Source organism: Streptomyces sp. NPDC101152 (assembly GCF_044768275.1).
In the GTDB taxonomy this organism is placed as follows: domain Bacteria; phylum Actinomycetota; class Actinomycetes; order Streptomycetales; family Streptomycetaceae; genus Streptomyces.
Map to the genome: position 1 here is coordinate 1 of NZ_JBIWPO010000092.1, position 13,670 is coordinate 13,670.

Annotated in this window: 5 protein-coding genes; 1 reads left to right on the forward strand and 4 read right to left on the reverse strand. The window is 66.2% G+C overall.

Going from position 1 to position 13,670, the window contains the following annotated elements:
- Positions 1-268: 268 nt before the first annotated feature.
- From ACIRVK_RS43890 to ACIRVK_RS43900, 3 genes are all read right to left on the reverse strand, one after another.
- A complete protein-coding gene (locus ACIRVK_RS43890; protein ID WP_404257523.1) occupies positions 269-535 on the reverse strand; it encodes a hypothetical protein in 267 nt (88 codons plus the stop codon).
- Positions 535-6,444, reverse strand: coding sequence for an FG-GAP-like repeat-containing protein (locus tag ACIRVK_RS43895; protein ID WP_404257525.1), 5,910 nt, complete (start codon positions 6,442-6,444; stop codon positions 535-537). Before ACIRVK_RS43895 ends, ACIRVK_RS43890 begins: the two co-directional genes overlap by 1 nt.
- Positions 6,445-7,560: 1,116 nt before the next feature.
- Positions 7,561-7,689 carry a hypothetical protein gene (locus ACIRVK_RS43900; RefSeq protein WP_404257527.1) on the reverse strand — a complete coding sequence of 43 codons (129 nt, stop codon included), beginning with the start codon at positions 7,687-7,689 and terminating at the stop codon, positions 7,561-7,563.
- A 617-nt stretch (positions 7,690-8,306) separates the two neighbouring features.
- On the opposite strand from ACIRVK_RS43900, the gene ACIRVK_RS43905 reads away from it, so the two are divergent.
- Entirely contained in the window at positions 8,307-8,732 is a 426-nt protein-coding gene (locus ACIRVK_RS43905; protein ID WP_404257529.1) for a WHG domain-containing protein, read from the forward strand.
- Between the two features lie 977 nt (positions 8,733-9,709).
- On the opposite strand, the gene ACIRVK_RS43910 is transcribed toward ACIRVK_RS43905, so the two are convergent.
- Positions 9,710-13,363, reverse strand: coding sequence for a hypothetical protein (locus ACIRVK_RS43910; protein ID WP_404257531.1), 3,654 nt, complete (start codon positions 13,361-13,363; stop codon positions 9,710-9,712).
- Between the last annotated feature and the right edge of the window lie 307 nt (positions 13,364-13,670).

The following is a 13,670-nucleotide window of genomic DNA, read 5'->3' on the forward strand; positions in this document are numbered from 1 at the left end:
CCCGAGGAGTCGACGAGCGCGATCGCGTCCCGCTTGAACTCCTCGGTGTACCGCTTCGTGTACTTGCTTCCCACCTGGTGCTACTTCCTCTGGAACCTCAGGTCCCAGTCTCCAGGTGTCCACGATCAAGGGGAAGGCTCAGCCGCACCTCTCATCCGGCAGTTGCTACAACCCAAGATGGCCGCTGGCGACACCGTCTGGTGCACGGGAGGACGGACAGTACGCCGTCCAGGTCACTCACGTCCCAGCGGACCGGCCGTTGGCATCATCAGAAGAGATCGAGTTTGGCTGACTCCACGGCCCCCATCAGCCGACACTGCCCGGTCTCTCCATCCACGCATATGTAGCCGGTGCCGACGGCCATGTCGGATGGATCTCCGCTGCGAAGGTAGGCGACCGACTGGCAGTCGAAGTAGTACTTACCTCCGACCTGGGCACGCTCTCCCTCGACGAGCGCAAAGGCCATGCGTTCGTGGCTGACTTCCCTGTCGAGAAACTCTTGGGCGAGCCTGGCCGCCTGCTCCATGTCCAGCATCAGTCCGTCCTGAGGAGGGAGAAGTTCCGCCACGGGGAGACATCAGCATGCCCTGACTGGCCATCCAGGAACACAACGTCCCCCTTGATGTTTACGACGTTGAAGACATGTGCCCGTCTTCCCTTCTGGCCCATGACGATACCTCTGGCCCCATCCCCCGCACTCTTGATCTCATTGACGATGCCCGAGAGCGTGGACGCCGTGAACTTCCTTCCCCCGTACAGCGCCTCGATCGGCTTGGTGGAGCCTTCCTCGAGAGCACCCGGCGCCGAAGACGGCGCACCTTCCGCCAGTAGACGATCCACTGCCACTGCGCAGGCACGGCAGTTCGTCTCGCCACCCTGAGGATTCACAAGTTCTTTGAGCCGAGGGGTGATGGGGGTCTTGTACGGGATACCGCCGTATCCGAGCGTGACACCTCCGCCACCGGGGCCGAATCTCAGGTTCCCGACCGCAATGTCAGCCTCTTCCGGCAATACAGCGGCTCGCTCCCAGCCGGTGAGTCCGCCGATGCCGACGAGGAGGATCTGTTGGGTGAGTTGGTCGCCTGCGGCGTCGTACTGGTCGGCGAGTTGGGCGCAGCCTTGTTGGCGGAGCATGTCGGCGGCGCGGTAGAGGCGGTAGGCGGGGCGGACGGGGAGGTATTTGTCGAGGAAGGCGCCTGCGCCGCCGTTGCGGCCGGAGACGGCGTCGCCGAGGTCGCCGATGAAGGTGAAGGGGAGTTCGGCGCCCTGTTTCAGGCCGGTGCCGAATGCTTCGAGGCGGCTGGTGATCGGGTCCCACCAGCTCTGGCCGGACAGGTCGACGGCGTAGGTCGGCCGGTCGCCGGTGTAGCTGTAGGGGGATGTGTAGGGCTCGGCCTGCCGCAGCTGGATGGGGTCGGTGGTGGTGAAGCGGCCGGTGGTGGGGTCGTAGTTGCGGGCGCGGAGGTTGTAGCCGGCCGCGGGGGTGGTGGGTTCGGTGTACTGGCCGGTGTAGGTGAAGGGGTTGGCGGGCGGGCTGGTGGCGGTGTTGGTCTGGGTGGCCTGGCCGTAGGCGGTGTAGGTCCAGCTGGACTGGAGGCTGCCGGTGGCGTCGGTGAGGTCGGTGACCGAGCCGAGCTGGTCGTGGTGCTGGAAGTACGCCGCGCCGTTGGGTGCGGTCTGGGACTGGATCTGTTCCAGGGGGTTGTACTGGTAGGTGGCGGTCAGGGTGCCGCTGCCCGTGTAGTCGGCGGCCGCCTGCGGGAGGGCGTTGTTTGGGTCCCAGACGGTGATGCGCTGCAGGCCTGTGCCGGTCTTCGATGCGGTGGTGCGGTTGCCGTCGGCGTCGTAGCCGTAGGTGTAGGTGGCGCTGGGGGTTGTCAGAGACGACAGGTGGCTGGCGGCGTCGTAGGCGTAGGTGTTGGTGCCGTCGCCGGTCTGGTTGCCGTCCTTGTCGTAGCTGTAGGTGCGGGTGGTGGTGCCGGTGACGGCGGTGCTCAGCTGGTCGGCCGCGTCGTAGGTGTAGGTCGTGGCCGTGGTGCCGGTGGTGGAGGTGAGGCGGTTGCCGACGCCGTCGTAGGTGTAGGTGGTGCCTGCGGTGGTGTCGGGGCACTGGGCGGCCGCGGTGGCGGAGGTGCAGTCGGTGAGCAGCCGTCCGGCGCTGTCGTAGGCGTAGTACTCGTACGAGGCGGGTTTGCCGAGCCGGGTGACGTCCACGCGGGTGGGCTGTCCGGTGTCGTCGAGGGTGAGCTGCCAGTTGGCCAGGGTGGTGGCGCCTTTGACGCTGCCGATGGAGGTCAGGCGGCCGGCGTTGTCGTAGGACCGCTTCTCCGTGTACCCGTTGGCGGCGGGCAGGGTGGTCGATGTGAGGTTGCCCGCCTGGTCGTAGCCGTAGGCGATGTTGCCTGCCGGGCCGTTCTGGGAGGTGGGGCGGGAGTCGTCGTCGTAGCCGTACGTCGTCGTCTGCCCTGAGGCCGGAGCGGTGGCGACGGCCGCGCCGGTAAGGTGTCCGGTGCCATCGCCGCGCCACAGGCGCAGGTGCCCAGAGGTGTCCACCGCGACGATGTCACGGGTGGTGCCGGCGTCGTAGGTGCCGGTGAGCGGCTGGCCGTAGGGGGTCCAGTCGTCGGCCTGGACGATGTAGCTGCCGAAGCCGCCGGTGCCGTTGGCGGGGTAGAAGCGGAGTTTGTTGTTGGCGGTGTCGCGGGCGAGGAAGTCGGTTTTGCCATCGCCGTTGAAGTCGCCAGGGGTGAGGTACATGCTGCCCCAGCCGGCGCCGAGGTCGGTACGGGTACCGAAGGTGCCGTCGCCCTTGCCGGGGTAGAAGTACAGGTGCCCGTCACCGGAGTTGACGGCCAGTACGTCGAGCTTGCCGTCGCCGTTGTAGTCGAGCGATACCAGCCGGTAGGCCGACCAGCCCGCGCCGACGTCCGTGCGGGTGCCGAAGGTGCCGTCACCCTTGCCGGGGTAGAAGTACATCTCGTTGGCGGAGGAGCTGACGGCGAGGAAGTCCTGTTTGCCGTCGCCGTTGAAGTCCCCGGCGGTCAGGGTCATCACGCCCCAGCCGGTGCCGAGGTCGGCGGGTGCGGCCAGGCCGCCGGATCCGTTGCCGTTGTAGCGGTAGAGGTGACCGGTGGACTTGTCGATCGCCAGCAGGTCCGTCTTGCCGTCGCCGGTGAAGTCGATCGGCAGAATCTGGGTGAACCCGGTACCGGTGCCGGTGAGGGTGGCGCCCGCGGTGAAGGTGCCGTCCGGGCGGCCGAGGTAGGTGCGGATGCCGTTCTTGGCGTCGGTGCGGATCACATCGGTGACGCCGTCGCCGTTCAGGTCCGCGGAGGCCGTCTGAGCCGCGCCCGACCAGTCGAGTGCGGCACCGGCGGTGTAGTCCTGGGCGCGGGAGGTGATGTTTCCGTCGTCGTCGTAGGTGTAGGAGAAGGCGCCCTTGCCCGCCGACGGGGTCACCGATGTAAGCCGGCCGTCGGCGTCGTAGCCGTAGGTCCGCGTGCCGGTCCCGTCGGTGACGGTCTTGCGCTGTCCGGCGGTGTCGTAGGTGTAGCCGAGGGCCGGAGTGGAGTCGCTGTAGGTCGTCGCCGACGGCAGGTTCCGCGCGTCGAAGGTGGTGGTGGCGGTGATGCCTCGGGCGTCGGTGACCGTGGTGGTGTTGCCGTCCTCGTCGTACCCGAACGACTGTTTGCGGCCCAGCGGGTCGGTGATGCCCTTCTGCCGTCCGGCATCGTCGTAGGCGTACGACGTGGTGTGTCCGTTGGGGTCCTTCCGCGTCGCCAGCGTTCCGGTGACGTCGTAGGTGTAGCTGGTCGCCGACCCGTCCGGGCCGGTCACCTTCGCGATCCGGCCCAACTCGTCATAGCCGGTCTTCGTGACACGCCCCAGCGGGTCGGTCACCGACGTGGCGTGGTTCATCGCGTCGTAGGCGGTGACCGTCTTCTTGCCGAGCGCCTCGGTGACCGTCGTCTGGTTGCCCGCCGGGTCATAGCCGTACGTCGTCGTGTATTTCGTGGGGTCTGCTCCGGAGACGTTGCCCCGGGGATCGACCTTGGTCTGCATCCGCCCGTCGGCGTCGAACGTCCAGGAGGTGACGAATCCGAGCGGCGAGGTCTGGCTGGTGCGGTCGCCGTCCGTGTCGTACCCGTACGACGTGACCTTTCCCAACGGGTCCTTCACCGACTTCCGCCGGTCGGCCGCGTCGTACGTGTACGTCGTCACCTTCCGGAGCGGATCGGTGGTGGTTGCGACGTTGCCGTTGCCGTCGTAGCTGGTGTTGGTGACGCGGCCCAGCGGATCCGTCACCGACACGACCCGGTTCAGGGCGTCGTAAGCGGTCTTGGTCACTGCTCCGGTCGGGTCGGTGACCTGTGTCTGGTTGCCGCCCGCGTCGTAGCCGTAACTGGTGGTGTAGGCCGCCTTGTTGGCCCCTGGGACGTTGCCGCGCGGCGAAACCGTGCTGAGCAACAACCCGTTCTTGTCGTAGGCGTAGGTCGTGGTGTCGCCGAGCGGGTCGGTGACCGAGGCGAGGTTGCCCGCCGCGTCATACGTGTTGGTGGTGACCTTTCCCGCGGGGTCCGTGCTGGTCAGGACATTGCCTGCCGGGTCGTGGGTGTAGGACGTGGTGTGGCCGGTGGCGTCCTTGACGGAGGCGAGCTGCCCGGCGTCGTCGTAGCCGTAGCTGGTCACATTGCCGAGCGGGTCGGTCACGGACGACAGCAGTCCGCGCGCGTCATAGCCATAGGCCGTGGTGTAGGCGGCCGGGTCCGCGCCAGTGACGTTCCCGCGTGGGTCGGTCTTGGACAGAATGTGGCCGGCGGCGTCGTAGGTGAAGGTCGTCTTCTCGCCGAGCGGCGTGGTAACCGACGTCCGGTTGCCGGCCGCATCGTATCCGTAGCTCGTCTTCTCGCCCCGCGGGCTGGTGACCGAGTCGAGCGCGCCGAGCGAGGTGTAGGTGTAACTCACCTTCCCGGCCGGGTCCGTGGCCGTGGCGACCTGGTTGGCGGAGTTGTACGTGTACGAGGTCTTGTTGCCCCGGCCGTCGGTGTGGGTGGCGACATTGCCGACCGCGTCGTACGTCCAGCTCTCGCTGGAGCCCACGGAAGAGGGTGCGCTGCGGGTGAGCATGTTCCCGGCGCTGTCGTACGTCATCGTGGTGGTGTTGCCGAGCCGGTCGGTGATGTCCACCGGGTGCAGGGACTGGTCGTAGTCGTAGGAGACCTGGTTGCCGTAGGGGTCGATGCTCTCCATCAGCACGTTGCCGGCGTAGACGTCCGACCACACCCCGCCGTCGGCGTCGGTGGTGTTCGAGGTGGTGCTGCCGTCCCAGGTGAAGGTGGTCTTCTTGCCGTTCGCGTCCGTCTGGCTGGTCACCCGGCCGCTGGCGTCATAGCCGTTGACGATCTTGCCGCCGGTCGGGTCCGTCACGGAGGTGAGCCGGTTCGCCGAGTCGTACCCGTACGCCGTCGTCTTGCCCGCAGGGTCGGTCACCGAGGTCAGCAACCCGGAGGTGTACCAGTATCCGACCGTTGTGGCGTCCGGCAGCGTGACCTTGCTGAGCAGCCCGTCCGACCCCACCGTGAAGGCGGTGGAGCGTCCGGCAGCATCGGTCACCGACGACAAACGCCCCGAAGAATACGACAGAGCCAGACCATGACCGCTGGCGTCGTTCAGCGCGGTCAACTGGCCGCTGCTGTTGAACACGCTCGCCGAATGGTTCTGGTCGGTGACCGTGTACGTCCCCCCGGACACGGTCAGCTTCAAGAACGTACCCGCCGGCGCCGCATAGGTGCCGTCGCTCTGCTTCGCGAAGACGACCTGCGAACCGTCCGCCGTGGCCAGCGTGGCGGTACTTGAGCCGAGCGTCAGTTTCGAGTCGAACGGCGTCGTCCAGCCCGGCCCCAGCAGCCCCGCGCCCGTCGAGTCCGAGCGGTAGTAGCGGTCGAGGGACAGCGGCTTGCCCACACCGACCAGGCGCGCGTCGGTGGCCTTCTCGAAGTACGTGCCGGTGGCGGTGTTCACCGGGTCTGCCCGGTGCGACTGCGCGTAGCACGTGCAGATGCCCACCTGCGCACCCGGGATGTCCGGGGTGTAGAAGGCGGTCACGTACGGCGAGTCGGTACCGTTGGCGCTCCAGGTCCCGTCAGTGCTCCTGAGGTAGATCTGGGCGAAGTACTGCTGCCCGTCCCGCAATGGTCCGTCGGCACCGTTCGACGCATCCCAGAAGCACTCGTCCTTGAACTGCGGGTAACCGCCATGGTTGGGCCACCAGTCGTAGCACCACGCAATAAGCGGGTCATGCTTCCCTACCGGGTCGTCATTGGCCCGGGTGACCTCCCTGGCCACCACAGTGGTACCCGAGGAGTCCCGGACCAACAGCAGCACCTCGGAATAGTCCGCGGCACTGGTGCCGGCCGCGAAATGCAAGTGGCCTCCGATGTCCACGGTGCCCGGATATGCCACAGCAGTGGAATCGACCCAAGCCGGATCCGGCGGAACCGCGGCCGAGGACCGCGGCGCCAACGCCGGTGCGTGTGACGGCCGCTCAGCGGAGTGCGGTACGGGCTTGTCCGACGCCGAGTGGTGCCGTGCACGCACGAAAGCACCGGCAGGCGCCAGCGCAAGGCGCTCCTTCGCCACCTGGGCACGCCGCGCGGCCAAGGTCATCGCCTTCGGCGGCTTGGGAAGGTCAGCCGCTGTCCTCGGCTTCACGGCAGAAGAGGTGAGCGATGCGGCGGCCTTGTCCGGAAGGGCCCAGGACGGTGCCACACCAGCGACGGCGACCAGCACCAGAGTCACGACCGTGACGAAAAATCTTCGTGCCCCTACACGCATGGTGGATCCCCCCGTGGCCACGCCAGGAAAAGTACGACTGGGGGATCTTCGGCTGGTGGGACAGCAGAGAAACCTGCGGCCAGTGGGTTGACCGAAAGCCCCTGGGACAACTGCGAGAGCACACTGCATAACGCCTGACCAGAGAGACCGATCAGAGCGCCCAGCCAAAAAGTGGCGTGAACTTGTCAGAGGGCCGTGCTCAGCGGCTGTCCTGTCGGACGGGTGACCGCTGGCCGTGGCCGGCAGCCAGGCACGCTTCCGCTCGGCACGTGACTCGGATGCTGTCCCTTGGCCGGGACGATCGTGACTATCGCAGGCAACCGGCCGCGCAGCTAGGCCTGGCGCCGGCCATGAGATGGGGCCACGATCACCCGGCAGGTCGGGGGCATTACTGTAGGCGGTCGAACTCGGCCGGGTTGCATGTGGCGAACACATCCAGCACGGCATCGGCCTGAGCCGCCCCGGACCCTATACGGCCCCCGGGGCTCGGCAACGGCCCTCCGGGACGGTCACCCGGTGGGCAAGCGACAACCTCGAACTGGCTCCGCTGCTCCCCCCATGTCGACCGGCCACGCCAGCCACGGCAGGTGTGCTTCGCCCGTCACCGCGACCGGGTTGGGGGCGATGACGTCTCGGCCGTGGTCGTTGTCGGGGTGGGAGGCGCGGCCGCAGTGCAAAGCTGCATGACGATGCGGCCGCCTCGGCGTGCACCGCCTCGGCCACCCTTTACCAGCCGGCCTGCTGCCCGTCGGTGGCCATGCCCGGCTGCCCGATGGCGATCCGCGACACGTTGGTCGGGTAGGTGCCCTCGGCGATGATCAGCCCGACCCACTGCCGGTAGTGCTCCGGAAGCACCGGACCGGGTCAGCAGCGCCATGACGACGCGGTTGGCGAGCTGGATCTCACCGGGGGAGACCGGTGCGAAGCAGGCGGAATCGCTGGAAACAGACGACAGGCTCATAGAGGTGAATTCCTTTTTGAAGTTGGGTGAGGCGGCATGGGTGGCGGCCCTCGCTTCATCGCGATGGCTGAAGGCGGCCAGGCAGAGACGTCTCATCGGCCGGGTCGCCAGCCCATTGCGGGCGCCCGACACGCGCTGGTGTCGATGAGGTGCGGCTCGGTGTCTTCGCTGTCACGGGTGGCTCGAGATCGCCGAGCGGCGACAGGCCAGGCCAATGCGGCCGGCCCGGCCCCCGGGTCGCCGATGCCGCAGCCGTCCTCACGGTGTGGGGGGCGAGCGGTCACCAGAACATCGTGTTGATCAACAACGTGTTCACCGCGCTGGCAGACACCGTGGAATCCGGCTGCGAGAACGCTCCGGCACAGAACGCAGCCGCCCGCATTCATGCCTGGGCCAACGCCTTCCGCGGCTGGGCCCTGGACCACCCCGAGGGCTTCGACCTCATCTACGGCGCCCCGTCCCCGGCTACCGACCCCCGGAAGGCGGTGCCGCCCCGGACGCCGCCCACCGGATGTGCACCAGCATCACCGCCCTGGCGGACGCGGCCTGGCCACACGCCGCACAACGCTACGCGGCCAGCGATTTCACCTGGTCGGACTTCGACGCCGGCCTCCTCGACAAAGTCCGGCCGGCCTTCCCCGATCTGCTCCCGGCCGCTCTCGCCCTCGCCCTGCGCATCTGGAGCCACCTGCACGGCCTGGTCTCACTGGAGATCTGCGGCCGCCTGCGACCCCAGACTCTCGCCCCGGACAAACTCCTCGCCGAAGGACTGGCCCAGCTCATCCAGACCCTGGACATCCCTCCGCAGCAACAGAAAGCCCCGCGAAAGGCGAGTTGCGCAGACTTGGCCCCTACAGGGCTGGCGTCCGCCTGGGCGACGTCGGCCTGCGCTGCCGGGACCCACATCACCACCCTCTACGACGAAATCTCCCGTTAGCAGGTGTACGTACTCAACGCCCTCGGCGTCCTGGTCGCCGCCTTTGTCGGTCGTCGTCTGCTGCGGCGCATTCACGAGGCCTGACCCGGCTCGCGCGGCCTTCATCGCCGGGTCCATTCGGTGCCGCCACCCAGTTGCTGCGGCCTCTGGCCGGCGCGGTGACGTACACCATCGAACCCTGGGCCGATGCGACGCGGCCGGCGCCACCGGCGAACCGCTCCCCGCGTCGCCCGCACGGCCGGCAAGGCGACCTCGCCGCCTACCGCACGCCAGGCCTCCTCCACACCGCGGGGTTCGCCTTCGGAATCGGCCGCCGCGATGCGCTCGCCTCCCACGAACCCGGCTTCCGCCGCGTCGCGGCGTTCCTCGACGGCCACAGGGACACTCCAGATCACATGCGGCCGCACCCTCCGGTGGGCTTACGGACGTGCCTCGGCGCGCGATCCTGCGGACGCTTCCCGCTCGTTCGGCCTCAGGTTGGCCTCAATCTGCGACTCAGCCGCAGCACAGCCACCAAAAACGACCCTCGCGCTCACCTGTCAGCCCGCAGAAGTGCAGGTCAGGCTCTCGCCAGCTGATACACGCCACCGTGGCCCCGAACCCGCGAGCAGCGGATTCAGTCCGTTCAGGCGAAGTTGACGATCCGACAGGACAAAATGAACGTTTCCGCAGGTCACAGCCCTGCGCTGGTGGGGCGGGTGGGACTCGAACCCACGGCCGACGGATTATGAGTCCATTGGGGATCTTGGCGGCCCTTGCCGATCAACGCTCATTTTTGCTGTTTTCGCAGGTCAGGCGCGCTGATCCGTGTCAGTCCTGTGTGGTCCTTGTCGATGTCTTCCTGTCCTTGTGGCCCCTCCATGGCCCCTGGGACCGGATGAGTTGGACACTCACCACAGCAGCGGCTGCGTCTCCGCAGTTCAACCAAGGGGGTAGAACCCTCGCGCAGCAGATTCCCTTACCGGCGCGATGATGCCTCAGTCACGAAGCCCTCGAATGCGGTCCATCAGATCTGTGTGGCCGTCTTGACCCATTCGCCCGACGAGGTCTTGGGCACGCTGGACGATGTCCGGGTGCCCGGAGTCCAGGGCTGGCTTCAGGATGGCAGGGGCGTGCCTCATCAGGTCGGGTGAATGCCTTGTCAGTCGACCGAGGTCGTAGAGCGCGCTGAAGATCCCGAGCACCTGCTCGGGGTCGTCGGCGGCAGCCTTGGCTAGTGGCTCGCCGAGCATCTCGTGGGCATGGAAGCGCGAGTCCGAGGCTACGGCTGCCAGGTGCGGCAACCACCAGCCCGCCTCCAAGCGGTCAGCGGCAATCCACCAGTAGAAGTCGAGGAGTTCCTCGGGGTCAGCGCCAGCTTGAGCGACACTTAGGGCACGCCAGTCCCACAGAGTGCGGAATCGCTCCAGGAGCGATTCCGAGACGTCTCCTTCGGTGCGACCCAGCCGCCAACCCAGATGGCCAAGAGCATCACGGAGGATGGTGCCGTCGCCATGGGCGAACAAGTCGACAAGCACCTGGTCGTGCAGTCCGTCGGTGAGCTGACCGCTGACGTAGAGCACGAGGATGTGGTCGGCCAGGGTCAGGCGGGGTGACCTCATGCTGATCCCGACAACGATCTCAGGTTGGGTGGTATCCAATTGCCCGATGCGCATCGCGTACCAGGGCTTGAGCGGCTCGTATAGACCTCGGGATGGCTCGTAGCCGACGATGGTCACAGCCCAGGCGGTGTCGAACCATGCCTGATGCAGCGGGGTGGTGTTGCTGCCGTCTGCGGGTCCGTAGATGCGTGCCAGGCGTGTGGTCGTCCACTCAGATGCGAAAGACAACAGAGGTCCGATGCCTTCTCCGAAAACCGCGGCGACGGCGAGACTGTCATCGGCTTCCGGGCCGACGTGCTCTTCGAGGGCGGCGAGGATCTCGTCGACGATGCCGATTGCGCTGCTTTCGGGAGCTGACTCGACGGCAGCCTTCCCGCAGGCGGCGAGAAGGTGGATAGTAGCCCGCAACGCCACTGGTCGAGTGGTGTTCACCGATTCGGTCATGGGGTCGTTCGATCCACTCCCTGAGTCATCCTCGGCCTGCCCGGCAGGGTTCGTGCTTCGGAGCAAGAGTTCAAGCACCTTCCAGGTAGCCTGATAATGCTGTACGGGGATAGCAAGGGCGCGGTCGTCGTTGTCGGTGCCGGACTGAATAAAGCGTGCGACCTGCTGATGCGTGAAGTCCCATGTGTCGCTCTGACCGCCGTCGCCAGTCTGATCGGCAGCGTGCCATGCCAGTTTCAACACCGGCTCCCAGTCGAAGCCCTGACCTTGGCTGATCGCCTGCGTCAAGCCGTCAAACAAGGCTTGAATATATGAGCTGCGCAGTCCGATGAACTGCTCAGCGTGTGCGGCATACCGCTCGGGGTTCGCCGAAACCGCGCGGGTGATGCTGCCAGCCAGACCGTCATACGAGGCGGGGAATACCGATCTCCAATCCACGGGGTCACTGGGTTCCCACGTGCGTACGAAGGCCACGAGATCTTCAGGGTCCATACCCCTCGCGTCCGCATCGGATAGGGGGCTGGTCGGCCCTGTTGCGAAGCCGCCGCGGGCCTCGCCGTCGAGTGGCTCATGTAGTTGTCCGTGCCGTGCGATCAGGTCATCGAGCCAGGGATGCAATGCATCCGGCAAAGATTCGAGCCCGACACCAGCTAGCAGGTCACGTTGCCAGAGGCTGACGTAGTCGGCGATCTGTTCTGCGGACGCCTCGGTAGGCTCGCCCGCGAAGCCGCCCAGCATCCTTCCGACGGCTTCTGGGGACAGATGCGGCGGTTCCTCGACCAGCTTCTTCCAAGACGTGATCTGGTCTGCGGTCAGGGTCGGCAGCACGCATCTCGCGAGGAGTAGGTACTCGGGCCGGTACTGCCCGCGGAGCAGTTCGGCAGTAGTGAGGTACTCGAATGCGATCTGGAGGTTGCCGTCATCTCCTGCCTCACCTGGTCCTGAGAGCACCGCGTAGGTGATTACATTTAGGGCCAGGCGCCGAAAGATCGGTGCATCGTCTGGATCAAGGTTCGCAAGGTCGATGCGCGGAACAATGTCGGACAACGGGTGGCCAGCATCAACGAGCATGTGGGCCAGATCTCGAACCCCGTCCACCAGCGCATGCCCAACGGGCTCAGGGTGTCGCAGCTGCTGATCGCCGGCGATCAAATGACGCCACATCGACTTCATATATGCCTGGTACGGGGCTGCCTTCACCCACTCCTGAAGCCAGCCGACGACCCCCGCGAGAACCTTCGGCTCGGTGCCGAGCGCGGCCAGCGTGTCCGGAAGGGTCTGCGCATACCAGTAGGGCTCAAGAGTCGTCTCCGGATCGGCGTTTGGATCTCCCGCAGGGCGTGGCCGATACAGAATCTGTGCAAGCGCGCGAGCCTGCTTCGTCCTGGAGCCCTCGGCAAGCCGACGGACGACCGTGACCACTTTGAGGGGGTCAAGCCACACGAGCCACGGCAGTTGCAGGTAGCGGCGGATCGTGGGCAGGAGCGAGACGACCATCTCCAGCGGTAGCTGTCCCGCGAGGTCGAGCACGATCCTCTGCACGACGGGGTGATCGCTGGTGAGCGCCGGCTTCACAGCGGCAAATACCTCATCCGGGGCGAGGCGAGCGATCTTGGCCAGGTATTCACCCTCTGGCCAGCCGTCCATGCTGAGCTGACTGCGACCATCTGTCCGAGGCACAGTTTTGAACGCCTGGTGCCGCGTCAGCGGGGCGACCCAGTTCGGATTCTCCAACTTCGTGTAGAAGAATCGTCGATGCTGGAGGTGGCCTGTACGTGCCACCACGCCTTCCACATCGTTGGCTTCTGGATCGGTGTAGTCGGCTGCCGTCCGTGAGGCGTCGTCGGCTTTCGCCGGTTTTTGGCGCGGACCGTGATCAGGCTCAGGTCGCGGCATCGTGGAGTTGGCTCGATTGAGGATGGCGGCGAGTTCATCACCCACGTCGAAGAAGCCGCGTAGCCGGGCAGCGACGATGGTCTCGAACTTGGCGAACTTTTCCCTGACCTCTGCCTTGGGTGGCGTGCGGTCTTGTCCCACCCGATCCAGATGCGCGTAGCTCATGAAAAAGTCAAAAGCCGAGCCGAACATCGTTGAGGTGGCCGTGGGTTCGACAGACAGCTCCCATGCGGCCACGAAGGCTCGGAGCTGCTGTGCATTGCCCGTCGCTGCGGCATTCGCAGCGACTGCCTCCTGTACGGCCTCCCGCAGTTGGATTGAATAGTCCCGCCCTTCGCTGAGATTTTCATGCTTACCGTCACCGGATTCTTCCGAGGCCAGACTCTCCCAGTGGCTCCCAGCTTCGTATATCTGGGCCAGACTCTTCATCGCAGCGGTGACGTCCGCCCGCGGAGGTAGCTGCACGCCTTCGGCGAGGCCGAGGTGGTGAGCGAGGTTGTTGCTGATCTCGCGCACGGCGTGGGCGATCAGCGACACAACAGCTCTGTTGTATTCAGCCTGTTCAAGTAGTTGGGCCGCGTGCCGGTACAGATCCGCTAGAACCTGATGGACTCCACCAAGGAGTACTTCAAGTTCACCCTGCTCCGAATCCGTGTCGCCCTCGTCGACACCACTCTTCTCATCCTGCACTGCTGCCCCCGCACCGGACGCCATGACACGTTTTCACTTCAGTATCGTCGATCGCTGCATCGCGGACCCGCTTCTACGGCCTCGACTCGCACAGGGATCGCCCCCGCGCTCCCTTGGCCACCTGCCTCTTGCGGCCGCGCAGTTCACCGGAATTCACTCATCACAGTGGAGCCGATCCTCGGATAGCAGTGCCCCTCTATACCTGAGCGTGCGGGTGTGTCAACTTAACGGCTGATCTTGGTTGTTAGGTTATCGCTGGTTGGTGGGGGTCAGGCGGCCATCGAAGGCGATCTGGAAGGCGTTGAGG